This is a genomic window from Mariniflexile jejuense, from assembly GCF_042675665.1.
Lineage (GTDB): Bacteria > Bacteroidota > Bacteroidia > Flavobacteriales > Flavobacteriaceae > Mariniflexile > Mariniflexile jejuense.
This window is the reverse complement of sequence record NZ_JBHTJI010000042.1, coordinates 534,838-559,683: the sequence shown is the minus strand read 5'-3', so window position 1 is coordinate 559,683 and position 24,846 is coordinate 534,838. Positions and strand designations below refer to the sequence as shown.

Below are 24,846 nucleotides of genomic sequence, written 5' to 3'. Positions count from 1 at the left end.
CTATTAGTTTTTATTTTTTTAATCTTTTGTCAAACCATTCAATTATTATTTCGTTCAATTCTGTTTTATATTCTGAAAAGTAATGATCTGTTTCAAATTTTCTTATTTCAAAATCGTAATTGATTTCGGATAGTTTTTCTGCAATTTTATCAGCTTGATCTGGGTTTACTCTTTTGTCGTTTGTTCCACATAAAATTAAAAGACTACTATTTTTGTCTAATTCATCTGCCCAATAAACTACAGAGCGTTTTTTTAATTCCAGTTCTTTATTTTTCCAATAATTAGGAATACATTCGGCAAACACATTAGTTTCCATTTTCGGTCTAAACTTGGCTGTGTCAAACAAATTAGACACTCCGTTTCCAACAATAGCTGTTTTTATTTTGTCCGATTTTTGTAAAGCTAAATAGGTCATCATTCCGCCTCTTGACCAACCAAACATTCCGATACAGTTTGAGTCAGCTTTTTCAATTTTATTTATGGTTTTTGTCAAATTCAGCACATCATTAATTTCTGCTCCTCCAAATTCATCCTTTTCTCGATAGTTACTACCAATAATAACATAACCTTGTTCTGCTAATTTGGAAGTGTACATTATCATTGTTGCAACTGTTAATTGGGCAAAATCCCTATTTCCACCACGATTGAAAATTACAACAGGATATTTTCCCTCTTTCTTTGGCTCAATTAATAGACCTTTAATTTTTTGGTTGTCACTTTTGTAAGTAATAAAATAAAAATCTAATTTTTTTAAATGTTCAAAATCAGAGTGCAATTCATTGTCTTGAGAAATTCTATCCCAAATAGGTGTGTTGGAAATGTCAACTAAATTTTTCGAGATTAATTGTCCGTTTTGAGCAAGTCCAAAACTTAAAAAAAGTAAAAAAAAGATTGATGTTAGAATTCTGTTCATTGAGTGGGTTAAACTGTATGTAACGTTTATGTGTAAGGAACCTTTTGTGTTTGCGTGCGAGGATTTTCCGAACTATGCAATAATAAGCAATTACTTACAGCCATTGTTGGGCAACGTTTTTATTTAAATAGTTTTGTGTATTCTTTGAATAAATAAATTTTTCCTCTTTTCGCACCAGTTATTTCAGTTAATATTTCTAGTTTTTCGAGTTCTTCAATCAATTTGTAAACGGAAGGTGACGATAAGCCTGTCAATTCTTTAACTTTTTGGGCATCTATAATTGGTCGTTGGTAAAGATGGTTTAAAATCAATTGTGCATTACGGGAGCGACTTCCTAATGTTTGTAGTTTGATTTCAACTTCTTTTTGTAGTTTTAAAATACTATCAAATGTATTTATACCGTTTTTTGCTGTTTCTATTACTCCAACTAAAAAGAATTTAAACCATTGACTTAAATCATTTTTCTCTCTAACTTTTGTTAGATTATCATAATAAAGCATTCTATTTCTTTCGAAAAAATCAGAGAGATAGAGAATAGGTTTTTTTAATATTCCTTTCTCAACTAAATACAAAGTAATCATTAATCTACCAACTCTACCATTACCATCCAGAAATGGATGAATAGTTTCAAATTGATAATGTATCAATGCTATTTTAAGTAAATCAGGAAAAAATGATTCAATATTATGGGCAAATTTTTCTAAATCACCCATATACTCATTAACACTTGTGTGAGTTGGTGGAACAAATGTAGCATCATTGATACTTGCTCCTCCTATCCAATTTTGACTACTCCTAAATTCTCCGGGAAGTTTATATTTTCCTCTGACCCCTTGTAGTAGTATTTTATGGGTCTCCCGTATTAATCGAGAGGAAAAAGGCAACTTTTCTAAATTTTTGATAGCAGAATTTAATGCTTCGATATAATTTTGTACTTCTTCCCAATCATCTCTTTTTTCATCATTTACATCTTCCTTATCTAATAAAGCATCTTCTATATTCGTTTTTGTCCCTTCAATTTTACTTGATTGAGTTGCTTCTTTTAAAACGTGCATACTGATAAATAAATCGATATTTGGGATGTATTCAGAATACATATCAAGTCTTCCAAGTTGCCTGTCTGCTTGACTTAAAAGAGTTAATACCTCCATATTGTCAATAGTCCATTGTTGATTTATTTTAGTAGGCTGAAAGCTTTTGTGAGTTCCTTGGTTTATATAATTGCCAGATTTGAATGTTTTCATTTTTTTTATTTAAGTATAAACTTAAACAAAGATACTTCTTAATTAAGAATATTGCAAAAATATTAAACAAGAAAGGTTGTAAATTAAGTATGTGCTTAGTTTCTTAATTATTGAAAGATGTTATTTAATGTCGCCCAGCTCTAATAATATAAAACCAGTTCAATATTTTATATCAGAAGTTAAACGAATTTAGTTGATTTTATTTACAAAATCAAGTAGAAGTGTTAATTTAAAACCAGAAAATTTTAAAAAGAATCTAATTGCATATTATTGTTCAACGCATCAATATAGGCCAAAACTTCGTCTTTCCCAGTTTCGTTGCTGGATGAGGTTATAAAGTAATTGGGCATCGTTTCCCAAGCTTCTAAAAGCACGGTTTTGTAGTCTTCAACATGTCTTAAAATAGCGTTGGGTTTTAGCTTATCAGCTTTTGTAAAAATGATTGAAAATGGCACACCATGTTCACCTAGCCATTGCATAAACTCCAAATCAATAGGTTGTGGTTTGTGCCTAACATCAACTAAAACAAAGGCAGAAACTAATTGCTCGCGTAAGCCAAAATATTCGGTAATAAATTTTTGAAATACTTTTTTCGAGCTTTTTGAAACACGTGCATATCCATAACCGGGCAAATCTACCAAATGCCAATTTTCATTAATTAAAAAATGATTGATAAGTTGTGTTTTTCCTGGGCGTCCAGATGTTTTTGCTAAACTTTTTTTATTAGTTAGCATATTAATAAGCGACGATTTGCCTACATTACTTCTGCCAATAAATGCATACTCGGGCAATAATCCTTTTGGGCATTTTGCCACATTAGAATTACTCATTACAAATTCGGCCGATTTTATATGCATTTTTTTTAAATTAACCCAAATTATAAATAAAACGATATTAGAATTTGGTGTTTTTTATATTGGATTTTTTACTTTAAAGACCTCGTTTTTGTAACCAAGCATCCATAATCTGGTTAAATTCTTCTGGATGTTCCATCATAGCTGCATGTCCACATTTGTCTATCCAAAATAATTCAGAATCTGGTAATAATTCATCAAATTCTACGGCAACTTCTGGTGGTGTTACATTGTCATTTTTACCCCAAATAATGCATGTTGGAAGATTCATTTTTGGTAAATCTTTAGCCATATTGTGGCGTATAGCACTTTTGGCAATAGCCAATGTTTTTATAAGTTTATTGCGGTCGTTTACGGTTTCATAAACTTCATCTATAATAGCTTTTGTAGCTACAGCTGGGTCGTAAAAAACATCTTGTGCTTTCTTTTTAATAACCTCATAGTCACTACGTTTGGTGTAGCCACCGCCCATAGCGCTTTCATAAAGTCCAGAACTTCCTGTTATAATAAGCGCTTTTACTTTTTCAGGATATAATTTTGTGTGGTATAAACCAATGTGTCCGCCCAACGAGTTTCCTAATAAAATAACATCGTCAAATCCTTTAAATTCAATAAAATCATGCAGGTATTTTGCAAAACTTTTAACATTGGTTTTAAGGATAGACATGGTGTAAATAGGCAGCTCCGGAATAATAACGTTGTAGCCTTTTTGGCTAAAGTGTTTTATTACCGAATCAAAATTACTTAAACCACCCATTAAACCATGTAAAACTATAATAGGTGTGCCTTCACCAGCTTCAATATAGCTGTAATTTTTCTCTTTTTTTAAACGATGCGTCATTAATCAGTTGGTCATTGCTTTGAAACAAATATAGTTATTTCATTCATATTTCAATGACTTTATTGAGTTGGGAATTTAAAATTTAAAAATGGAGATATTAACAATTCTAATATTATTAATTGTATCTCATTAATGCATTGATTCTTAGTGCGTGTAAGTGTATTTAGTTGTTCATGGCGGTTTCAAACATCATTTAGTCGAAAATTTATTAACAAAGTGGTAAGAAGTGGTAAAAAGTGGTAAAATTTTCAATATATTTGAAACTTAAACGCTGAAACACCAAAAAATCACATTGGATTTATTAACAGGAACATACGATTGTAAAGTGGATGCTAAAGGCAGGTTAATGATGCCTTCTCCGCTAAAAAAACAACTGTCTTCAGTTTTAGAAGATGGGTTTGTTTTGCGTCGTTCGGTGTTTCAAAAGTGTTTAGAGTTGTATCCTATGAGTGAGTGGCAGGTTCTCATGCAAAAAATAAACAAGCTTAATAAGTTTAAAAAGAAGAATAACGATTTTATTCGTCGCTTTACTGCGGGAGTAAAAATGGTTGAGGTTGATACTAATGGGCGCTTATTAATACCAAAAGATTTAACGGTTTTTGCAAATATTTCAAAAGATATCGTGATTACTTCGGTGGTAAATATTATTGAAATATGGGATAAAGATTTATATGAACAAGCCATTGATGATGCTACTGTAGATTTTGCAGATTTAGCTGAAGAAGTAATGGGGCAAGATGATGATGACTATGGAATATCATAATCCAGTTTTATTGAAAGAAACCGTTGACGGGTTAAATATTGAACCTGATGGTATTTATGTTGATGTAACTTTTGGCGGTGGTGGGCATAGTAAAGAAATATTAAAACGCCTTGGTGAAAAAGGAAAATTATTTGCTTTTGATCAAGATTTGGACGCTCTTGAAAATACGATTGATGATTCTAGGTTTACGTTGATAAATGAAAACTTTCGCTACATAAAACGTTTTTTAAGATTTTATGGCGTGAAACAAGTTGATGGAATTTTGGCAGATTTTGGTGTATCGTCACATCAATTTGATGTTGCTGAACGGGGTTTTTCAACACGTTTTGAAGCAAATTTGGATATGCGCATGAATCAGCAAAATGCCTTGTCAGCATTTCAAGTGGTAAACAATTATGATGAAGAGCAGCTAAAACAAGTGTTTTTGCAATATGGAGAATTGCGAGCTGCACCAGCAATGGCGAGGTTGATTATTGAAAGTAGAGCAATTGAACCAATTGTAACTAGTGAACAATTAAAAAAAGTACTTAATAAATTTTTGCCGCCAAGGCATGAGAATAAAGTGTTGGCACAAATTTATCAAGCCATTCGTATAGAAGTGAATCAAGAAATTGAGGCATTAAAGGAATTTTTATTACAAACACCAGAGATATTGAAGGTAGAAGGGCGGTTAAGTTTTATTTCGTACCATTCTTTAGAAGATAGATTGGTAAAACGCTTTATGCGAAACGGACTTTTTGAAGGTGAACCAATGCGAGACATGTATGGCAATTTTGATGTGCCATTAAAAAAAGTTGGTGGTTTAATAGTGCCTTCAAAAGCAGAAATTAACACGAATAGTAGAGCAAGAAGTGCAAAACTGCGCATTGCTGAAAAAATATAAATAGAAGTGGCAAATCGGGTTTGAAGCCAAAAGAAATAATATGAAAACAAATATTTATAAACTGTTGAAAGGTACTTTTTTAGTAAGTGACGACTCTTTTAAAAATTGGAGGTTTATTTTATTTATTTCAGCTTTGGCAATAATAATGATAGCAAGCTCACATAGTGCAGATAAAAAAGTTTATGAAATAGCGCGTTTAAAAAATGAAGTAAATGAAATGCGTTCGGCATTTATAGATGGACGTTCAAGACTAATGAAACTTAAAATGGAATCGAATGTAGTTGAAGTAATGCAAGAAAAAGGTATTGCGCCATCGGTAATTCCGCCAAAAAAAATAAAAGTAAAATCTCAAGAATAAATAACACGTAGTGGTAAGCGAGAAAAACATATTAAACAGATTGTATTTTATAGCAGGATGTATGTTCGTCTTTGGGCTTGCCGTAGTTTTTAAATTGGTTAGTATTCAATTTATGCAAGGCGATAAGTATAAAGCCTTAGCAAGCGAACGTGTTGTGAAAAACGTTATCATACCTGCAAATAGAGGTAATGTGTATTCTGTAAAGGGTAATTTATTGGCTACATCGGTTCCTAAGTATGATATTAGGTTTGATGCTATAACACCTTCATCTAAAACATTTGAAAAATATATTAAACCATTAAGCGATTCGCTTTCAAAATATTCAGGAAAACCATCTAGTTATTTTCAAAATGACATTAGAAAAGCAAGAGCGCTTCAAAACCGCTATTATTTAATTGCTAGAAATGTTGGGTATTCAGAATATATCCGATTACGCAACTTTCCAATGCTTGAATTAGGTGCTTTTAAAGGCGGATTAATTGTAGAGCAAACCACAAAACGCGAGCATCCAATGGGTGGTATTGCGCAACGAACCATAGGTTATGAACGTATTGATGAAAACGGAAACGTTACAAGACCTGGTATTGATGGTGCGTTTGGTGTGAAATATTTAAGAGGTGTTGATGGTCAAAGAAAAAAGCAACAAATAGGAAAAGGGCAATGGAAACCTTTAAATGATGCGAATGAAATTGATCCAAAAAACGGTTACGATGTGTATACAACTATTGATGTTAATATACAAGATATAGCGCATCATGCACTTTTAGAGCAGTTAGAAAAATACAAAGCAGACCACGGTTGTGTGGTTGTTATGGAAACTAAAACTGGCGAAATTCGTGCTATTTCAAATTTAGGAAGAAATAGCGAAGGCTTGTATTATGAGCGTTTGAATTATGCTTTAGGTGAATCGCATGAAGTTGGATCAACTTTTAAATTAATGGCTTTAACCGCCGGTATTGAAGATAAAGTTATAGATACAAGTGATGTGGTTGATACCGAGAAAGGTATTATCTGGTTTTATGGTAAACCTGTTAGAGATTCACATCATGGTGGTTATGGTAAAATAACTGTTTCAAAAGCATTTGAAGTTTCGTCAAATACGGGTATTGTAAGAGCTATTGATAAAGCTTACGGAAAAACACCAAGCAAGTTTGTTGATAGATTGTATGCAATGAATCTTCAAAACGATTTACAATTACCAATTATTGGTGAGCCAAAACCAGTAATTCCAGACCCAAGAATTAAAAACGGGCGTTGGAGTGGTATTGCATTGCAGTGGATGGCGTATGGATATGGTGTATCGTTCACACCGCTTCAAACATTAACGTTTTATAATGCTATTGCAAATGGTGGCGAAATGGTAAAACCGCAGTTTTTAAGAGAAGTAAGAGAGTTTGATGAAGTGATTGTGCCTTTTAAAAAGGAAGTTATTAATAAGCAAATTTGTTCAAAAGAAACGATTGCTAAAGTTCAAAAACTACTTAAAAATGTAGTTGATAAAAAACACGGAACAGGACATAGGTTGTATTCTGAAAATTTCTCAATGGCAGGAAAAACAGGTACTTGTCAGAAAGATTATGCTAATAAAGATAAGTTAAGTTATATATCATCATTCGCAGGTTATTTTCCTGCGGAAAATCCAAAGTATTCATGCATCGTGGTTATTCATGAACCTGATAAAAGTGTTGGGTATTATGGTGCCGATGTTTCTGGGCCAGTTTTCAAAAAAATTGCACAAAAAATATTTACAGATACACCTATTGTTGATGAGGTTAAATCATTAAAAGTAAGAATTGCTTCGGTTGATAATGAATATAATAACTTCTACAAAACAGCACAATCGCACAAAACCATTATGCCTAATGTGGTTGGTTTGCCAGCTATGGATGCTTTGGCATTACTTGAAAATATGCAGGTAAAAGTAAAAGTGAAATTAGAAGGTAATGGCATTATCAAAAAGCAATCCATCGAACAAAATATCAAATTAAAAAATAATCAAATAGTAGTATTAACGGCATCATGATAGCATTAAAAGACATATTGTATAAAGTAACCATTAACGCTGTAGTTGGTTCTACAAATGTTATGGCAACTGCTATAGATTTCGATTCTAGAAATATAAAAAACGGTTATGTTTTTGTTGCTGTTAAAGGAACAGTTTCAGATGGACATAAATTTATTGAAGGCGCTGTAAAACAAGGTGCTGTTGCTGTTGTTTGTGAAACAATGCCAGAAAATTTGGTTGAAGGTATTACCTATGTAGAAGTTGATAATTCAAGTAAAGCCTTGGCAATAATGGCTTCTAATTTTTATGAAAACCCTTCAGCAAACTTAAAACTAGTTGGTGTTACAGGTACTAATGGAAAAACTACTGTGGCGAGTTTGTTGTATCAGCTATTTAAAAAAGCTGGTTATAAGGTAGGTTTACTATCTACCGTGAAAATTATGGTTGATACTATTGAATACAAAGCAACACACACAACGCCAGATTCTTTAACCATTAATAAGTATTTAAAATTGATGAATACTGAAGGTGTGGAGTTTTGTTTTATGGAAGTAAGTTCGCATGGTATTCATCAATATAGAACTGAAGGTTTACGTTTTGAAGGCGGTATTTTTACAAATTTAACACATGATCATTTAGATTACCATAGCACGTTTGCAGAATACCGCGACGTAAAAAAATCGTTTTTCGATGCACTTCCAGAAAAAGCATTTGCATTAGTAAATGTAGATGATAAAAACGGATTGGTAATGTTGCAAAATACCAAATCCCGAAAATACACTTATGCTTTAAAAGGGTATGCCGATTATAAATCGCAAATATTAGAAAATCAATTTGGTGGTTTGTTATTGAAAATTAATGATGCTGAAGTTTGGACACGCCTTATAGGGAATTTTAATGCCTACAATATTTTAGCAATTTACGCTACTGCGGAATTATTAGGACTTGAAAAAGTAGAAATTCTACGCTTGATAAGTGAACTGGAAAGTGTAAGTGGTCGTTTTCAATATGTAGTTTCAGAGAATAAAATTACAGCTATTGTTGATTATGCTCATACGCCAGATGCACTTAAAAATGTGTTAGAAACCATCAATAGTATTCGAACTAAAAATGAAGAACTAATTACCGTTGTAGGTTGTGGTGGTGATAGAGATAAAACCAAACGTCCAAAAATGGGACACATTGCTACGGCATTAAGTACAAAAGTAATTTTTACGAGTGATAACCCACGAAGTGAAGAGCCAGAAACCATTTTAAAAGATATTGAAAGTGGTGTAGAACCTCAAAATTATAAAAAAACAGTAACTATTTCTGATAGACTTCAAGCTATTAAAACAGCATGTCAAATGGCGCAACCAAACGATATAATTCTTGTTGCGGGCAAAGGACACGAAACCTATCAAGAAATTAAAGGAGAACGTTTTGATTTTGATGATTTTAAAATAGTAAGTGAATTTTTAAAACAACTGAATAAGTAAAAAGTTAAGTCGGTTGTCGTGGAGTTGTTAAGTCGATTTCACAACTAAACAACTAAACAACAAACAACTAAACAAAAAAAAATGTTATACTATCTATTTGATTATTTAGAAAAACAATTCCAAATTCCTGGAGCATCTCTATTTGGTTTTATAACTTTTAGAGCAGCTTTAGCTATGATTTTGTCGTTGTTAATTTCTACAATTTACGGAAAACGCATCATTCGTTTTTTACAAAAACAACAGGTAGGAGAAACCATTAGAGATTTAGGATTAGAAGGACAAAGTGAAAAAGCAGGAACACCAACTATGGGTGGAATTATCATTATTCTTGCTACACTAATTCCTGTTTTTTTATTGGCAAAATTAAGTAATGTATATATCGTTTTATTGATTGTTACAACCCTTTGGATGGGAACAATTGGGTTTATAGACGATTATATTAAAAAATTTAAAAAAGATAAAGAAGGTTTAAAAGGTCGTTTTAAAGTATTAGGTCAAGTAGGTTTGGGTATTATTGTTGGAACAACGTTATACTTCAGTCCGTATGCAACTATTAAAGAAAAATTGCCTATTGAAGTTCGTCAACAAATGATGGCAGAAAACCCAAATGTTTCACCTGCTAAATTTTTTAAAGAAGAAGCTAAATCAACTAAAACAACCATTCCGTTTGTAAAAGGAAACGAATTTGATTACGCCGATGTTATCACATGGATAAGTCCAAGTTTAAAAGATTATGGTTGGGTTATTTTTGTAATCATTTCAATATTTATTATCACAGCAGTTTCAAATGGAGCAAATCTTACCGATGGCATTGATGGGTTAGCAGCAGGAACATCCGCCATAATTGTGCTCACTTTAGGAATTTTTGCTTGGGTTTCTGGTAATATTATTTTTTCTGATTACTTAAATATTATGTACATCCCAAGGGTAGAAGAAATTACAATTTATATCACAGCTTTTGTTGGAGCGCTTATAGGGTTTTTATGGTACAATACCTATCCAGCATCTGTGTTTATGGGTGATACAGGTAGTCTTACCATAGGTGGTATTATAGCGGTTATTGCCATTGCTGTTCGAAAAGAATGGTTAATACCTGTGTTGTGTGGCATCTTTTTAGCTGAAAATTTATCGGTGGTATTACAAGTAAGTTGGTTTAAATATACTAAGAAGAAGTTTGGTGAAGGTAAACGCATTTTTTTAATGTCGCCACTACATCATCATTATCAAAAAAAGGGATATCACGAAAGTAAAATAGTGACGCGTTTTTGGATTGTAGGCATTTTGTTAGCCATCGTTTCCATAGTGACTTTGAAAATTAGATAGATGAAAAGATTAGTAATTCTTGGAGGAGGCGAAAGCGGTGTTGGAACAGCACTTTTAGGAAAAGAAAAAGGATTCGACGTTTTTGTTTCCGATAAAGGAAAAATAAAAGAAAAGTACAAACAAGTTCTTATACATAATGAGATTGAATGGGAAGATGAAACGCATACAGAAGCTAAAATTCTAAATGCTAATATTGTAATGAAAAGCCCTGGAATTCCTGATAAAGCACCTTTGGTAAAGCAAATTCGTGAACAAGGTATTTTAGTAGTTTCAGAAATTGAATTTGCTTCAAAATATACCAACGCAACCATTGTAGGTATTACAGGAAGCAATGGTAAAACAACCACGGCAACATTAACACACCATCTTTTAAAACAAGAATTAGAAGTTGGTTTGGCAGGTAATATAGGCGATAGTTTTGCAAAACAAATTTTGGAAAAAGATTACCCAAATTATGTATTAGAAATTAGCAGTTTTCAATTAGATGATATTGTTGATTTTAAACCAAAAATTGCTGTAATCACCAACATTTCACCCGATCATTTAGATAGGTATGATTACAAATTTGAAAATTATATCGCTTCAAAATTCAGAATAGCTGAAAATCAAACCAAAGATGATTATTTGATTTATGATGCTGATGATGAGGTACTCGTAAGTTGGTTGGAAAACCACCCAGTTCAATCTACATTACTACCGTTTTCTCTGGTAAAAACAATAGAAAATGGTGCGTATTTAGAAAATAAAAATATAATAATAACAATAGATAATAACAGAATAATTATGCCAACATCAAGCTTAACACTAGAAGGTAAACACAACATTAAAAATGCCATGGCAGCTTCTACTGTAGCGCATTTGTTAAAAATTAGAAAGCAAACCATTCGTGAAAGTCTTGAGAATTTTCAAGGTGTAGAGCATCGTTTAGAGCAAGTGCTAAAAATTAATAAAGTACAGTATATAAACGATTCGAAAGCAACAAATGTAAATGCTACATATTATGCGTTGGAAAGTATGGACGCGCCAACAGTTTGGATTGTTGGTGGTGTAGATAAAGGTAATAATTACGAAGAATTGTTTCCTTTTGTGAATGAAAAAGTAAAAGCAATTATATGCTTAGGTGTTGATAATGCTAAGTTGTTAAATGCTTTTGGAAGCATGGTTGATGTTATTGTTGAAACACAGTTTATGAGTGAAGCGGTTAAAATAGCTTACAAATTAGCTGAAGCAGGTGATAATGTGTTGCTATCGCCAGCTTGTGCAAGTTTCGATTTGTTTGAAAACTATGAAGATAGAGGTCGTCAATTTAAAGACGCAGTAAGAAATTTATAATTCATTACTGCATACGCAGGAATAAAAAATGCAAACACTATTAAATAACATAAAAGGCGATAAATTAATTTGGGCAATAGTAGCATTGTTGGCTATTGTGTCCTTTATGCCAGTTTATAGTGCTGCAAGTAATTTGGCATACAGAACAGTAGGTGGAAATACATTCACTTTTTTGATTAAGCATTTAGTGCATTTAGCTTTGGGTTTTGCCATAATGTATGGAGTTCATAAAATACCTTATCGTTATTTCAAAGGCTTGTCGTTAGTCATGATTCCTATTGTGTTGGTATTGTTAGGTATAACAATGTTGCAAGGCACAACCATTGAAGGAGCAAGTGCAAGTAGATGGATTCAAATACCAGTTGTAGGCGTATCATTTCAAACATCAACATTGGCATCTGTGGTGCTTATGATATATGTAGCAAGATATATGTCTAAAATACAAGATAAAGCCATTACATTTAAAAGTTCCATTTTACCACTTTGGACACCAGTTTTTTTAGTGTTAGCATTAATATTGCCATCAAACTTTTCAACAACAGCTATTATGTTTTTAATGGTTTTAATATTGGTTTTTATAGGTGGTTATCCATTAAAATATATTGGAGTTATTTTAGGATTGGGTTTAATTGGGTTGATGTTTTTTATAGTTGTTGCAAAATTAACCACAGGACCATTAAGTGTAAAAGTTGAAACTTGGGAAAATAGAATTATAAACTATTCAAACAATGAAGATACAGAAGCCGATTATCAAATTGAAAAAGCTAAAATAGCCATTGCAACAGGAGGTATTCAAGGTGTTGGTCCTGGTAAAAGTATCCAAAAGAATTTTTTACCACAATCGTCATCCGATTTTATTTTTGCAATTATTATTGAAGAATATGGTTTGCTTGGTGGGTTTTTTATCATGATTCTTTATTTGTGGTTTTTATTCAGAATAGTAATAGTAGCCCAAAAATCGGATACCGTTTTCGGGAAATTAGTAGTACTTGGTGTTGGCTTGCCTATTGTTTTTCAAGCATTAATAAATATGGCTGTGGCAGTAGAATTGTTTCCCGTAACAGGGCAAACATTACCACTAATTAGTAGTGGAGGAACGTCTATATGGATGACGTGTTTAGCCATTGGAATAATACTAAGTGTGAGTGCAAAACGTGACGAGATTAAAGAACAGGAAAGTATAGAAGAAAACCCGTTAGAAATATTATCGGAAGCAATTTAAATAAAGTACATAAGAAAAATAGAAAGTGAGTAACAACAATAAAACATATAAAATAATCTTATCTGGCGGAGGTACAGGCGGACACATTTACCCTGCAATTGCTATTGCAAATGAGTTAAAATCTCGATTTCCAAATGCAGAGTTTTTATTTGTTGGTGCTAAAGATAGAATGGAGATGGAAAAAGTGCCGCAAGCAGGATATCCTATTAAAGGACTTTGGATTTCTGGAATACAGCGCCAATTAACATTAAAAAATTTAATGTTTCCGTTTAAGTTAATAAGTAGTCTTTGGAATGCTAGGAATATAGTAAACACATTCAAACCAGATGTAGCCATTGGTACAGGAGGTTTTGCAAGCGGACCATTATTGCAAGTGGCGGCTTCAAAAAAAGTGCCTTGTTTAATTCAAGAACAAAACTCTTATCCAGGAGTTACAAATAAAGTTCTAGCAAAAAAAGCAAAAAAAATATGTGTGGCTTATGATGGGTTGGAGCGTTTTTTTCCAAAAGATAAAATTATTAAAACAGGAAATCCAGTAAGAAGTAGTTTATTAGATATTGAATCTAAAACCGCTGAAGCTAAAGATTTCTTCAATTTAAAAAACGGAAAAAAAACACTTCTGGTTTTAGGTGGAAGTTTAGGTTCTAGACGTGTTAATGAATTAATTGAAAAAGAACTGGAGTTTTTTCAAATGCAAAATATTCAGGTAATATGGCAATGCGGTAAGTTGTATTATCATCAGTACAAAATTTATAACAATACAAAAGATATACAAGTTTGTGAGTTTTTAAATAATATGGATTTTGCTTATGCTGCGGCAGATTTTGTTATTTCTCGTGCAGGTGCAAGTTCAGTATCCGAGCTTTGTATTGTTGGAAAACCAGTAATTTTTATACCATCGCCAAATGTAGCTGAAGATCATCAAACCAAAAACGCTATGGCAATTGTAAATAAAAATGCAGCGTTAATAATTAAAGAAGAAGACTTGGATGTTGATTTTGAAAGTACGTTTTTAAAACTATCAACATCATTAGAAAAACAAAAAGAATTAGGAGAAAATATAAAAAAATTAGCCTTAGTTAATGCAACAAACCAAATAGCCGACGAGGTTGAAAAACTGTTAAAAAGCAAATGAATTTAAACAACATACATAACGTTTATTTTGTAGGTATTGGTGGTATCGGTATGAGTGCTTTGGCTCGCTATTTTATAGCCAACGGTAAAGTTGTTGCTGGCTACGATAAAACACCTAGTGATATTACCGATGGTTTAAAAACTTTAGGTGTTGAAGTGCATTTTGAAGATGCCGTAAAAAATATTCCAACGGCATTTTTGAATATTGAAAACACACTGGTTGTTTATACACCGGCAATTCCGCAAGGACATTTAGAGTTTGAATACTTTAAGAATAATAACTTTCAAATTTTAAAACGTTCCAAAATATTAGGTTTAATTACTGAAAACACGTTTTGTTTAGCAGTTGCAGGTACACATGGAAAAACAACTACAACTAGTATATTAGGACATTTATTGAATGAATGTAATGTGCCACTAACCGCTTTTTTAGGTGGTATTTGTGAAAATTATAATTCTAATTTAATCATCAACGGCACCGAAGTTTCGGTAGTTGAAGCAGATGAGTTTGATCGTTCATTTTTAACATTATCACCAAATTTTGCAGGCATAACATCTATGGATGCCGACCATTTAGATATTTATGGTGATGCTTCAGAATTAGTGAAATCTTTTGAAGATTTTTCAAAAAGAGTAAAACCTAATGGAAAGTTATTTGTTAAGAACGGTTTGCCAATTCAGGGTATAACTTATGGTATTGAAGATGATTCCGATTATTCGGTTCAAAATATAAAAATAGAAAATGGCACATATGTTTTTGATGTAAAAACACCAACTACTGTGCTTGAAAATTTAAAATTTAACCTACCTGGTAGACATAATTTGTCTAATGCACTAATGGCCTTGGCGATGGCTGTAGAATATGGTTGCTCTCACCAACAGCTCGCCAAAGCATTAGCGTCTTTTAAGGGTGTGAAACGTAGATTCACCTATCAAATTAAAACGGATAATTTTGTGTATATCGATGATTATGCACACCATCCTGAGGAAATAAATGCAGTGCATCAAGCTGTGCGAGAAATGTACCCAAACAAAAAAGTATTGGCTGTTTTTCAACCACATTTATTTAGTAGAACCCGCGATTTTATTGATGATTTTGCAAAAAGTTTATCGCAGTTTAATGAGGTTTTGTTGTTAGATATTTATCCAGCACGCGAATTACCTATGGAAGGTGTAACATCGGCTTGGTTATTAAGTAAAATAACTAATGAAAATAAGCAACTAGTTAGTAAAAAACAGTTGTTGCAAAAAATACATGAAAGTGAAGCGCAAATTGTATTAACTATTGGTGCTGGTGATATAGGTGAAGAAGTTAAACATATTAAAAAAGAATTTAGCCTTGAAAATTAACTGGAACTACATAAAAATGATTGTTTTAATGGGCTTAGTAGTATTTCTATTTGTCTTTGCTTCCAAAAGAAATGCAGTTAGAATTGTAACAAGTCCTAATATCGAATTTATTGGAGAAAGTAGCCCGTTCATAACTAACCAGAATGTTAGTAAATTGTTAATACAAAATTTCAAAGGTGTTAAAAATGTTCCTAAAGAAACTTTAGCTTTGAATGAGTTAGAAAATGCCCTAAAATCTAACCCCATGATCAAAACAGCTGAAGTGTATGTTGCTGTAAACGGCACACTTAAAGCTGAAATTGAACAAAAAACACCTATTGCAAGAGTAAGCACTAACGCATCATATTATATTGATGCTGATGGTTTTTACATGCCTTTGTCAAGTAATTATGCCGCAAGAGTGCCATTAGTTACTGGTTATGTTGAAAAAAATAATTTAAAAAGCATCTATATAGTTGCTAACAAAATTAAAGATGATGAGTTTCTAAAAAAGCATGTAATAGAAATTTATAGAGGTAATGACCACATGCTATATTTAAAATTACGTCAATGCCAATTTTTAGTGCAATTAGGAAGCGTTAAAAATTTGGATAAAAAAATTAATAACCTAAAAGCGTTTTATCAAAAAAATCTTGAACAAAAAACGCTTGGAAATTATAGCAAAGTTAATTTGCAATTTGATAACCAAGTAGTATGTACCAAAATATAAGCTATGGAGCATAATTTAGCAGTAGGATTAGACATAGGAACCACTAAAATTGTGGCTATGATTGGTCGTAAAAACGACTATGGTAAAGTCGAAATTTTAGGTATAGGTAAATCTAAAAGTTTAGGTGTACATCGTGGTGTTGTAAATAATATTACGCAAACCATTCAATCCATACAGCAAGCAGTTCAAGAAGCAGAAGCAGCTTCTGATATTAAAATTGAAGGCGTTACCGTTGGTATTGCAGGGCAGCACATACGAAGCTTGCAACACAGTGATTACATTACAAGAGCTAATTCAGAAACGGTTATTGATGAAGATGATATTGATAGACTTATAAACCAAGTACACAAATTGGTTATGCTTCCCGGTGAAGAAATTATACATGTACTACCACAAGAATATAAAGTTGATGGGCAAGCCGAAATAAAGGAACCTATTGGTATGTATGGTGGTAGGTTGGAAGCCAATTTTCACGTAGTAGTAGGTCAAGTGTCATCTATACGAAATGTAGGCAGATGCGTTCAAAGTTCAGGTTTAAACTTAGAAGGTATCACTTTGGAACCATTAGCATCAGCAAATGCTGTATTAAGTCAAGAAGAAAAAGAAGCAGGTGTAGCACTTATTGATATAGGTGGTGGAACGACTGATTTAGCCATTTTTAGAGACGGTATTATTCGTCATACAGCAGTTATTCCATTTGGAGGTAATGTGATTACTGAAGATATAAAAGAAGGTTGTTCAATTATTGAAAAACAAGCCGAATTATTAAAAATAAAATTTGGTTCAGCATGGCCAGGAGAAAATAAAGATAACGAAATTGTGTCTATTCCTGGATTACGCGGTAGAGAGCCAAAAGAGATAACCCTTAAAAATCTCTCAAAAATAATTCATGCACGCATTGTTGAAATTATTGAACAGGTATATGTTGAAATAAAAAACTACGGGCACGAAGAACAAAAGAAAAAACTAATTGCAGGTATTGTTTTAACAGGTGGTGGAAGCCAACTAAAACATTTAAAACAATTAGTAGAATACATTACAGGTATGGATACCAGAATTGGATATCCTAACGAGCATTTGGCTGGCGATAGTGATGAAGATATTACAAGTCCACTTTACGCAACAGCTGTTGGTTTGGTTTTAGACGGTTTGAAGCGTAATGAAAGAAAGAAAATTGAACAACAAGAAATAAAAAAAGCTTCAAAAGAAGTAGACGAAGTAAAACCTGTAGAAGACATCAAAGAAAAACCTAAAAAAGAACGTCGTTCGTTTTTAGATAAATTAACTGAGCGTGTTAAAGATTTTTTAGATAACGCCGAGTAATAATACATCCATTGAGCAAAAAATAAAAGTAATAATTAAAGTATAATACCAGTAAAACAGAATTTATGAGCAGCAAAAAAGAATTCGCAAGTATCGCATTTGATTTACCTAAAAATCAATCAAATGTTATTAAAGTTATTGGTGTTGGCGGTGGCGGCAGTAATGCTATTAACCACATGTTCCAACAAGGCATTAAAGGAGTCGATTTTTACATCTGTAATACAGATGCACAAGCACTTCAAAATAGTGGCGTACCAAACAAAATTCAATTAGGACTTAACTTAACCGAAGGGTTAGGTGCAGGTGCAAACCCTCAAGTTGGTGAAGAATCGGCAGTTGAAAGTTTTGAAGACATCTCAAACATGCTAGATTCTAATACCAAAATGGTATTTATCACTGCTGGTATGGGTGGTGGTACAGGTACTGGTGCAGCACCAATAATCGCTAAAATGGCTAAAGATTTAGATATTTTAACCGTAGGTATTGTTACTATGCCATTTCAGTTTGAAGGTAAAATGCGAATTGAACAAGCGCAAATTGGTATTGAAAACTTAAGAAATGTAGTCGATTCATTAATTGTAATTAACAACAACAAACTTCGCGAAGTGTATGGTAATCTTGGTTTTAAAGCAGGATTTTCAAAGGCAGATGAAGTGCTATCTACAGCTGCTCGTGGTATAGCCGAAGTAATTACACACCATTACACACAAAACATCGATTTACGTGACGCTAAAACCGTATTAAGTAATAGCGGAACTGCAATTATGGGTTCTGCATTAGCATCAGGTAAAAGTCGTGCGCAAGATGCTATTCGCAAAGCCTTAGATTCACCATTATTAAACGATAATAAAATTACTGGAGCTAAAAATGTATTGCTGCTAATAGTTTCAGGAACACACGAAATCACCATTGATGAAATAGGTGAAATAAACGACCACATTCAAAGTGAAGCTGGTCATGGTGCAAATATTATTATGGGTGTTGGTGAAGATGAAACTTTAGAAGAGTCAATATCAGTAACTATTATAGCAACAGGTTTCAACATAGAACAACAAGACGAAATTTCAAATACCGAAGCTAAAAAAGTAGTACACTCACTTAGCGACCATATAGATGTTGTTTCAAAAGAAAAAGAACCTGTAATTATTGCACCTGTAATAGAATTAAAAACAGAAAAAGAAGAACCAACAATTGTTAAGCACACTTTAGATTTTGATATAGAAGAAGAAACGCCTAAAGCTGAAATTAAAGTTGAAACTTCAAAACCAGACCATAATATCGATTTAATTCCAACTTCAGAACTTATAAAAAACATAAAAGTTGTTTATGAAGAAGTAAGTGCTACCATTCAAGAGGAAGACGATTTCATCATAAAACCAGTAACAAGAATGTCTAAAGCAGACAAAGATATTGCTGATATTGAAGTAGTTTCAGATTATATTGAGGAAGAACAACAAATCACATTAACTTTCGATATGCCTTTTGCAGAGGAAGAAAATGAAGCTGAAAATAATATAACCTTGTTTCAATTAAATGACGAAGTAAAAGATATTTCGGTTAAAGATTATGTTGAGTTAATTCCTGTAAATGAAACCAACGAAAAAGGTGATGTGCGTTATGCTTTAGAAGATTATATTGAAATAGAATCTTCAATGAACAAAAAACAGCAAAAACCAAATGAAACTATAGAGGCTTTTGATCAAGAAATTGTTTTTGAAAAGAAAGTTGTAAAAGCACCAGTTCAAGAAGAAAATATAGAAGATGAAATAGATCCAATGAATAGTCCTATTTCAGAATTGCTAAAAGAACGTGCAGAAGAACGCAGACGCAAAATGAAAGAATTCAACTATAAATTCAATAACGCAAAAATTGATGATATAGAGCGTGTTCCAGCATACAAACGCCAAGGCATTAATTTAGATGATGCAAAACATTCATCTGAAACCGATTTTTCAAGATCAAGCGTTGGAACAGATGATAATGATGATATCCAAATAAGAAGCAATAATTCATTTTTACATGATAATGTAGATTAAAATTTTACTAGCCTTACTTAGTTATGAACCCGAAAAGTTTCCCTCAGCTTTTCGGGTTTTTAATTCCTTCGAGAGCAGGAATCTAATATATTTTAACTTAAAACTATAGATTGAAGACTGCTTACTTTTTTATATCTTCGCACCTCTAATAAAAATATCATTATGGGTTTACAACAAAATATAATGGATGCGTTAAAAGAAGCTATGAAAGCTAAAGATCAAACAGCTTTAACAGCTTTAAGAGCTGTAAAATCGGCTATTTTATTGGCTCAAACAGAAAGTGGCGCAAAGGAAGAATTAACAGAAGACCAAGAGCTTAAAATACTACAAAAACAAGTAAAACAACGTAAGGATAGTGCAGCAATATACATAGGTCAAGGACGCGAAGATTTAGCAGCACCCGAGTTGGCAGAAGCTGAAGTAATAAGTCAGTTTTTACCAGAAGCAATGAGTGATGAAGCTATTGAAAAAGTGGTTGTAGATACTATTGCTAAGGTAGGTGCAGAAGGCATGAAAGATATGGGCAAAGTTATGGGTATTGTAAGTCAAGAACTTGCAGGAAAAGCAGATGGCAAAACCATTTCAAATATTGTAAAGGCTAAATTGTCTTAAAATAGATTTCCGCTTTCGCAGGAATTATGGCCACGTAGCTCAGCTGAATAGAGCACTGGATTTCGGCTCCAGCGGTCGGGGGTTTGAATCCCTTCGTGGTCACGAATAAATAAAAAATCTCTGTGTCAAATCAAGCTTGCTTGAATTTGTAAACAGAGATTTTTTATTTTCAAAGCGGAATGCTTTGGGAAATATAATCCCTCAAATCAAGCTTGCTTGAATTTGTAAACAGAGATTTTTTATTTTCAGCATATAGCTATTTGCTAAATATCATCATTTAATTAATCTTCATTTATTATTTAGTACATAATCAACTTAATAATTGTATGTTTAGGTTTTGTATTTTAGCCTAAACATACAATCAATTTTTAAAGAAAACGTTTGTACTTCATGCAAATAGTATTAATAGCGAAAGAATTTGACTTAAGTAGTAAAATCATGATAGGAATTTTACTAGCTGTATTAATTTGGATTATTTTGAAAAATATGTTTGTTATGATAGAGGTTGGCTATATTCTTAAGCATAAAAAACCATTATTTAACCATATTTATTTTAGGTTAAGGCGTTTAAACAATGTTCAAAAAAAGGTTTTAGAGCATCAATTTCAGTTTTACAAAAAGCTTGATAGTAAAGAAAAAAAATATTTTGAACATCGGGTTGCATCCTTCATAAAAGACAAACATTTTATTGGTAGAGATGGTATTTTAATTTCCGAAGAGATTCGAGTTTTAATTTCTGCAACAGCAATTATGCTAACATTTGGCTTTCGCGATTTTTATATTGGCTTAATTTCAAAAATTATAATATATCCAAAAGCGTTTTATTCAAATACAAATAAAGCATTTCATAAAGGTGAATTTAATCCTAAATTGGAAACATTAGTTATTTCATGGGAAGATTTTGTTAAAGGATATACTATTGGAAATGATAATATAAATTTAGGAATACACGAATTTACACATGCCATACACATTAATAGTATGAAAGAGCGCGATATAAGTTCAACTGTTTTTAGTGATTCATTTAAAGAGCTTTCTGAAATGCTAGCTTCAAACGAAACATTAAGAAATAAATTGTTGGAATCAGACTATTTTAGAAAATATGCTTTCACCAATCAATTTGAATTTCTAGCAGTAATTATTGAAAATTTTATAGAAACGCCTCAACTATTTAAAGCTGAATTTCCTAACATTTACAGTAAAGTAAAACAAATGCTAAATTTTACGGTAGCAGGTTATTAATGTGTTTTTTTAATGACTTTTGTCATACTTTTTAGATTTTTATTTAAATAACTTTAGTGAAGTTTAAATAAAAAAGTCATGATACGAAAAGCACCAATTTCGATGATAATGACTGCTCCCGTCATTACCCTTAAGAAGCACGATAGTTTAGAAACTGCAGAAATGCTTTTTAAAAAGCATCATATTAGGCATATTCCTGTTGTGTCTTCCAACGTTGTTGTTGGAATGTTGAGTTATACAGATTTATTACGACTTAGTTTTGCTGATATTACCAATAGTGATGATGTTCATGCTGATACACTAATTTATAACATGTTTACTATTAAACAAGTTATGAAACGGCACATAGTTACTGTTTCATCATCAAATTCAATCAAAGAAGTTGCTGAAATACTTGCTACAAAAGAATTTCATGCTTTACCAGTTGTAGATAATAACCGACTAGTAGGTATTGTAACAACCACCGATCTTATTAAATATTTATTAGCACAATTTTAATTAATTCAATCTAATATTCAGTTTAAATTAAATAAAATGAAAAGTGAAACACCCATAGAAACAATAATGAGTAAACATGTTATTGCACTAACTTTGGATGATGATTTGCAATATGCCGAAAAATTGTTTAAATCAAAAAGAATAAGACATATTCCTGTTGTGAATTCAGAGTCTGTTATTGGTATGTTAAGTTATTCGGATTTGTTAAGAATTAGTTATTCTGATCTGGCTGAAGATGAATGTAATGTGGATTCTATAGTTTATAATTCCTTTACTATCGAACAAGTTATGACTAAAAATGTAATAAGTATAACTAGCAAAACAACTATAAAAGAAGCTGCAGAAATTTTAGCTAAAAATGAGTTTCATGCATTACCAGTTGTAGATGATTCTATTTTGATTGGTATTGTAACAACTACCGATTTGCTAAACTATTTTATAAAACAATATTAAGAATTCGCAATAGCTTTTAATTCCTTTATTGTTTCAAGTTGGTTGGCGCTTTTAAATACAAAACTACCAGCAACTAAAACATCGGCACCAGCATCAGTAAGTGCTTTGGCGTTTGCAGTGGTAACACCACCATCAATTTCGATAATGGTTGAAGCTCCTTTACGTTTAATAAGTTCTTTAAGTTGTTTCACTTTATCATAAGTGTTTTCAATAAAACTTTGACCACCAAAACCTGGATTTACACTCATAATTAGTACTAAATCAATATCGTTTATAGTATCTTCTAAAAGATTTACGCTGGTGTGTGGGTTTAAAGAAACACCTGCTTTCATCCCTTCAGCTTTTATAGCCTGTAGTGTGCGGTGTAAATGTGGGCAAGCTTCATAATGTACGGTTAAAATATCGCTCCCTAAATCGGCAAATGTTTTAATATATCTATCTGGTTCAACAATCATTAAATGTACATCAACCGTTTTTTTTGTATGTTTTGTTATAGCTTGAAGCACTGGCATACCAAAAGAAATATTTGGTACAAAAACACCATCCATAATATCTATATGAAACCAATCTGCTTCACTTTGGTTTACCATTTCTATATCGCGTTGCAGGTTGGCAAAATCGGCAGCAAGTAGTGAAGGTGCAATTAATTTAGAACTCATTATAAAGGTGTGTTATAAAGTTTTTGCAAATATAGAAAAGTCTTTTAAGTTTTGTCTCTTAATAAAGTTAGAATAAAAATAAACCCTCGGTAATCAGCCGAGGGTTCTTTCATCAATCAAAAAACGAACAGTTATGTGTAACTGTTTGTTACTGTAATTTAGTCGTAATTTTGTTAAATTACTAACCTAAATATGTTTTTAATATTTTACTTCTAGAAGTATGTTTCAATCTTCTAATAGCTTTTTCTTTTATTTGACGTACGCGCTCACGAGTTAAATCGAACGTTTCTCCAATTTCTTCTAAAGTCATTGGGTGTTGGTTTCCTAAACCAAAATATAAACGAATTACATCTGCTTCACGAGGTGTTAATGTTTCTAAAGCACGTTCAATTTCTGTGCGTAGTGATTCATGTAATAATTCTCTATCTGGGTTTGGCGATTCACCACTATTTAATACATCGTATAAGTTTGAATCTTCACCTTCTACTAAAGGTGCATCCATACTTACGTGACGACCAGAGTTTTTCATGGACTCTTTAACATCGTTAATTGTCATGTCTAATTCTTTTGCAATTTCTTCTGCAGAAGGTGGACGTTCATGGCTTTGCTCAAGAAAAGCAAACGTTTTATTAATTTTGTTAATAGAACCAATTTTGTTTAAAGGTAAACGTACAATACGTGATTGTTCAGCCAAGGCTTGAAGAATTGATTGACGAATCCACCAAACAGCATACGATATAAATTTAAAACCACGAGTTTCATCAAAACGTTGTGCGGCTTTTATTAAACCTAAGTTACCTTCATTAATTAAATCTGGTAATGTTAAACCTTGATTTTGGTATTGCTTAGCCACCGATACAACGAAACGTAAATTAGCTTTAGTTAACTTTTCTAAAGCGCGTTGATCTCCGGCTTTAATGCGTTGTGCTAATTCTACTTCTTCGTCTGCGGTAATTAAGTCAACTTTTCCAATTTCTTGAAGATATTTGTCTAACGAAGCGGTTTCTCTATTGGTAACCTGCTTCGTAATTTTAAGTTGTCTCATCTAAAGTTCTCCTGTAAGTTTTAAGGTGAATATTGTTATTCAGTAGTTATACGTTTAAATATTAAAAAATGTTACAAAAAAATATTTATTTTTTAGCATTTTATATTTAGACCCAATACTTGTGAAAATGTCACTCGAGTTTCATTACTATAATTGAATGCGTTTTTTAGATTTTTATTAACGAATTTTTGTTAATGTTGGTAGCTTCAAGCATTTCTTGCGTAAACGCATAATGTCCTTTAGCTGTAATTAATCTAAACCTTGAAGATTTTAGGTTGCTTAATGCATTAAGAAATAACCATTTAGATTTTAATAGATTTGGTTTTTCAGATTTTAAACTAATGTCAAAATAATGTTTTCTACCTTCTTTTTCAGCTACAATATCTGGTGTAATGGTGATATTGCTTCCGGCTTTTGTGTACGATTTTGGGGTTTCGTAACCCTTAATATCAGCTTTAATGTTTTCATAACCTCTATTTTCTAAATAGGAAATGGAGGTTTCTAAAATGTCGGAATATTTCTCTTTGTCTTCGTATATCATAACATATAATATAGTGAAAATATAGAGA

Annotated in this window: 24 protein-coding genes and 1 tRNA gene; 18 read left to right on the top strand and 7 right to left on the bottom strand. The window is 32.1% G+C overall.

Annotation, left to right across the window (positions count from 1 at the left end; all coding sequences use genetic code 11):
* Positions 1 to 10: 10 nt before the first annotated feature.
* The 4 genes from ACFQ1R_RS15685 to ACFQ1R_RS15670 form a co-directional block, all read right to left on the bottom strand.
* The gene (locus tag ACFQ1R_RS15685; RefSeq protein ID WP_379927220.1) at positions 11 to 913 is read right to left on the bottom strand and encodes an alpha/beta hydrolase family protein; all 903 of its coding nucleotides are present in this window, start codon (positions 911 to 913) and stop codon (positions 11 to 13) included.
* Positions 914 to 1,032: 119 nt separating this feature from the next.
* Complete coding sequence (locus ACFQ1R_RS15680) at positions 1,033 to 2,157, bottom strand: Fic family protein (protein WP_379927218.1); 1,125 nt, start codon at positions 2,155 to 2,157, stop codon at positions 1,033 to 1,035.
* A 245-nt stretch (positions 2,158 to 2,402) separates the two neighbouring features.
* A complete protein-coding gene (gene yihA, locus ACFQ1R_RS15675) occupies positions 2,403 to 3,014 on the bottom strand; it encodes a ribosome biogenesis GTP-binding protein YihA/YsxC (protein WP_379927217.1) in 612 nt (203 codons plus the stop codon).
* A gap of 73 nt (positions 3,015 to 3,087) precedes the next feature.
* Positions 3,088 to 3,852 carry an alpha/beta fold hydrolase gene (locus tag ACFQ1R_RS15670; protein ID WP_379927216.1) on the bottom strand — a complete coding sequence of 255 codons (765 nt, stop codon included), beginning with the start codon at positions 3,850 to 3,852 and terminating at the stop codon, positions 3,088 to 3,090.
* A gap of 292 nt (positions 3,853 to 4,144) precedes the next feature.
* On the opposite strand from ACFQ1R_RS15670, the gene mraZ reads away from it, so the two are divergent.
* The 18 genes from mraZ (at position 4,145) to ACFQ1R_RS15580 (ending at position 22,573) form a co-directional block, all read left to right on the top strand.
* Positions 4,145 to 4,615 (top strand): division/cell wall cluster transcriptional repressor MraZ, encoded by a 471-nt coding sequence (mraZ, locus tag ACFQ1R_RS15665; RefSeq protein ID WP_379927215.1) that lies wholly within the window; start codon positions 4,145 to 4,147, stop codon positions 4,613 to 4,615.
* A complete protein-coding gene (gene rsmH / locus ACFQ1R_RS15660) occupies positions 4,602 to 5,498 on the top strand; it encodes a 16S rRNA (cytosine(1402)-N(4))-methyltransferase RsmH (protein ID WP_379927214.1) in 897 nt (298 codons plus the stop codon). The genes mraZ and rsmH overlap by 14 nt, the downstream gene beginning before the upstream one ends.
* 40 nt (positions 5,499 to 5,538) lie before the next feature.
* Positions 5,539 to 5,856 carry an FtsL-like putative cell division protein gene (locus ACFQ1R_RS15655; protein WP_379927213.1) on the top strand — a complete coding sequence of 106 codons (318 nt, stop codon included), beginning with the start codon at positions 5,539 to 5,541 and terminating at the stop codon, positions 5,854 to 5,856.
* A gap of 61 nt (positions 5,857 to 5,917) precedes the next feature.
* Complete coding sequence (locus ACFQ1R_RS15650) at positions 5,918 to 7,879, top strand: penicillin-binding protein (protein ID WP_379927212.1); 1,962 nt, start codon at positions 5,918 to 5,920, stop codon at positions 7,877 to 7,879.
* Positions 7,876 to 9,339, top strand: coding sequence for a UDP-N-acetylmuramoyl-L-alanyl-D-glutamate--2,6-diaminopimelate ligase (locus tag ACFQ1R_RS15645; RefSeq protein ID WP_379927211.1), 1,464 nt, complete (start codon positions 7,876 to 7,878; stop codon positions 9,337 to 9,339). Before ACFQ1R_RS15650 ends, ACFQ1R_RS15645 begins: the two co-directional genes overlap by 4 nt.
* An 81-nt stretch (positions 9,340 to 9,420) precedes the next feature.
* Positions 9,421 to 10,662 (top strand): phospho-N-acetylmuramoyl-pentapeptide-transferase, encoded by a 1,242-nt coding sequence (gene mraY, locus ACFQ1R_RS15640; protein ID WP_379927210.1) that lies wholly within the window; start codon positions 9,421 to 9,423, stop codon positions 10,660 to 10,662.
* Complete coding sequence (murD, locus tag ACFQ1R_RS15635; RefSeq protein WP_379927209.1) at positions 10,663 to 11,994, top strand: UDP-N-acetylmuramoyl-L-alanine--D-glutamate ligase; 1,332 nt, start codon at positions 10,663 to 10,665, stop codon at positions 11,992 to 11,994.
* 28 nt (positions 11,995 to 12,022) lie between these two features.
* Entirely contained in the window at positions 12,023 to 13,216 is a 1,194-nt protein-coding gene (locus tag ACFQ1R_RS15630) for an FtsW/RodA/SpoVE family cell cycle protein (RefSeq protein WP_379927208.1), read from the top strand.
* A gap of 25 nt (positions 13,217 to 13,241) precedes the next feature.
* Positions 13,242 to 14,351 carry an undecaprenyldiphospho-muramoylpentapeptide beta-N-acetylglucosaminyltransferase gene (murG, locus tag ACFQ1R_RS15625; RefSeq protein ID WP_379927207.1) on the top strand — a complete coding sequence of 370 codons (1,110 nt, stop codon included), beginning with the start codon at positions 13,242 to 13,244 and terminating at the stop codon, positions 14,349 to 14,351.
* Entirely contained in the window at positions 14,348 to 15,700 is a 1,353-nt protein-coding gene (gene murC / locus ACFQ1R_RS15620; protein ID WP_379927206.1) for a UDP-N-acetylmuramate--L-alanine ligase, read from the top strand. The genes murG and murC overlap by 4 nt, the downstream gene beginning before the upstream one ends.
* Positions 15,690 to 16,409, top strand: a complete 720-nt coding sequence (locus tag ACFQ1R_RS15615) for a cell division protein FtsQ/DivIB (protein WP_379927205.1) — start codon at positions 15,690 to 15,692, stop codon at positions 16,407 to 16,409. The genes murC and ACFQ1R_RS15615 overlap by 11 nt, the downstream gene beginning before the upstream one ends.
* A gap of 3 nt (positions 16,410 to 16,412) precedes the next feature.
* Positions 16,413 to 17,732, top strand: coding sequence for a cell division protein FtsA (ftsA, locus tag ACFQ1R_RS15610; protein WP_379927204.1), 1,320 nt, complete (start codon positions 16,413 to 16,415; stop codon positions 17,730 to 17,732).
* Positions 17,733 to 17,797: 65 nt separating this feature from the next.
* Complete coding sequence (ftsZ, locus tag ACFQ1R_RS15605) at positions 17,798 to 19,768, top strand: cell division protein FtsZ (protein WP_379927203.1); 1,971 nt, start codon at positions 17,798 to 17,800, stop codon at positions 19,766 to 19,768.
* Positions 19,769 to 19,930: 162 nt separating this feature from the next.
* Positions 19,931 to 20,380 carry a GatB/YqeY domain-containing protein gene (locus ACFQ1R_RS15600; RefSeq protein WP_379927202.1) on the top strand — a complete coding sequence of 150 codons (450 nt, stop codon included), beginning with the start codon at positions 19,931 to 19,933 and terminating at the stop codon, positions 20,378 to 20,380.
* Between the two features lie 28 nt (positions 20,381 to 20,408).
* Positions 20,409 to 20,482, top strand: a tRNA-Arg gene (locus tag ACFQ1R_RS15595).
* Positions 20,483 to 20,770: 288 nt separating this feature from the next.
* Complete coding sequence (locus ACFQ1R_RS15590; protein WP_379927201.1) at positions 20,771 to 21,622, top strand: zinc-dependent peptidase; 852 nt, start codon at positions 20,771 to 20,773, stop codon at positions 21,620 to 21,622.
* A 78-nt stretch (positions 21,623 to 21,700) separates the two neighbouring features.
* Positions 21,701 to 22,120: a CBS domain-containing protein gene (locus ACFQ1R_RS15585; protein ID WP_379927200.1), complete on the top strand. Its 420-nt coding sequence runs from the start codon at positions 21,701 to 21,703 to the stop codon at positions 22,118 to 22,120.
* Between the two features lie 36 nt (positions 22,121 to 22,156).
* Positions 22,157 to 22,573, top strand: coding sequence for a CBS domain-containing protein (locus ACFQ1R_RS15580; protein ID WP_379927199.1), 417 nt, complete (start codon positions 22,157 to 22,159; stop codon positions 22,571 to 22,573).
* Here ACFQ1R_RS15580 and rpe read toward each other — a convergent pair.
* The 3 genes from rpe to ACFQ1R_RS15565 form a co-directional block, all read right to left on the bottom strand.
* Positions 22,570 to 23,232 (bottom strand): ribulose-phosphate 3-epimerase, encoded by a 663-nt coding sequence (gene rpe, locus ACFQ1R_RS15575; protein WP_379927198.1) that lies wholly within the window; start codon positions 23,230 to 23,232, stop codon positions 22,570 to 22,572. The two genes, ACFQ1R_RS15580 and rpe, sit on opposite strands and share 4 nt — an antisense overlap.
* Positions 23,233 to 23,413: 181 nt before the next feature.
* Positions 23,414 to 24,277 carry a sigma-70 family RNA polymerase sigma factor gene (locus ACFQ1R_RS15570; RefSeq protein ID WP_379927197.1) on the bottom strand — a complete coding sequence of 288 codons (864 nt, stop codon included), beginning with the start codon at positions 24,275 to 24,277 and terminating at the stop codon, positions 23,414 to 23,416.
* A 166-nt stretch (positions 24,278 to 24,443) separates the two neighbouring features.
* Entirely contained in the window at positions 24,444 to 24,818 is a 375-nt protein-coding gene (locus ACFQ1R_RS15565) for a hypothetical protein (protein ID WP_379927196.1), read from the bottom strand.
* Between the last annotated feature and the right edge of the window lie 28 nt (positions 24,819 to 24,846).

Bases quoted from the DNA above. Each gene is read 5' to 3' on its own strand.
- ACFQ1R_RS15685 (WP_379927220.1), bottom strand. From the start codon at position 913: ATGAACAGAATTCTAACATCAATCTTTTTTTTACTTTTTTTAAGTTTT.
- ACFQ1R_RS15680 (WP_379927218.1), bottom strand. From the start codon at position 2,157: ATGAAAACATTCAAATCTGGCAATTATATAAACCAAGGAACTCACAAA.
- yihA (WP_379927217.1), bottom strand. From the start codon at position 3,014: ATGCATATAAAATCGGCCGAATTTGTAATGAGTAATTCTAATGTGGCA.
- ACFQ1R_RS15670 (WP_379927216.1), bottom strand. From the start codon at position 3,852: ATGACGCATCGTTTAAAAAAAGAGAAAAATTACAGCTATATTGAAGCT.
- rsmH (WP_379927214.1), top strand. From the start codon at position 4,602: ATGGAATATCATAATCCAGTTTTATTGAAAGAAACCGTTGACGGGTTA.
- ACFQ1R_RS15655 (WP_379927213.1), top strand. From the start codon at position 5,539: ATGAAAACAAATATTTATAAACTGTTGAAAGGTACTTTTTTAGTAAGT.
- ACFQ1R_RS15650 (WP_379927212.1), top strand. From the start codon at position 5,918: ATGTTCGTCTTTGGGCTTGCCGTAGTTTTTAAATTGGTTAGTATTCAA.
- ACFQ1R_RS15645 (WP_379927211.1), top strand. From the start codon at position 7,876: ATGATAGCATTAAAAGACATATTGTATAAAGTAACCATTAACGCTGTA.
- mraY (WP_379927210.1), top strand. From the start codon at position 9,421: ATGTTATACTATCTATTTGATTATTTAGAAAAACAATTCCAAATTCCT.
- murD (WP_379927209.1), top strand. From the start codon at position 10,663: ATGAAAAGATTAGTAATTCTTGGAGGAGGCGAAAGCGGTGTTGGAACA.
- ACFQ1R_RS15630 (WP_379927208.1), top strand. From the start codon at position 12,023: ATGCAAACACTATTAAATAACATAAAAGGCGATAAATTAATTTGGGCA.
- murC (WP_379927206.1), top strand. From the start codon at position 14,348: ATGAATTTAAACAACATACATAACGTTTATTTTGTAGGTATTGGTGGT.
- ftsA (WP_379927204.1), top strand. From the start codon at position 16,413: ATGGAGCATAATTTAGCAGTAGGATTAGACATAGGAACCACTAAAATT.
- ftsZ (WP_379927203.1), top strand. From the start codon at position 17,798: ATGAGCAGCAAAAAAGAATTCGCAAGTATCGCATTTGATTTACCTAAA.
- ACFQ1R_RS15600 (WP_379927202.1), top strand. From the start codon at position 19,931: ATGGGTTTACAACAAAATATAATGGATGCGTTAAAAGAAGCTATGAAA.
- ACFQ1R_RS15590 (WP_379927201.1), top strand. From the start codon at position 20,771: ATGCAAATAGTATTAATAGCGAAAGAATTTGACTTAAGTAGTAAAATC.
- ACFQ1R_RS15585 (WP_379927200.1), top strand. From the start codon at position 21,701: ATGATACGAAAAGCACCAATTTCGATGATAATGACTGCTCCCGTCATT.
- ACFQ1R_RS15580 (WP_379927199.1), top strand. From the start codon at position 22,157: ATGAAAAGTGAAACACCCATAGAAACAATAATGAGTAAACATGTTATT.
- rpe (WP_379927198.1), bottom strand. From the start codon at position 23,232: ATGAGTTCTAAATTAATTGCACCTTCACTACTTGCTGCCGATTTTGCC.
- ACFQ1R_RS15570 (WP_379927197.1), bottom strand. From the start codon at position 24,277: ATGAGACAACTTAAAATTACGAAGCAGGTTACCAATAGAGAAACCGCT.
- ACFQ1R_RS15565 (WP_379927196.1), bottom strand. From the start codon at position 24,818: ATGATATACGAAGACAAAGAGAAATATTCCGACATTTTAGAAACCTCC.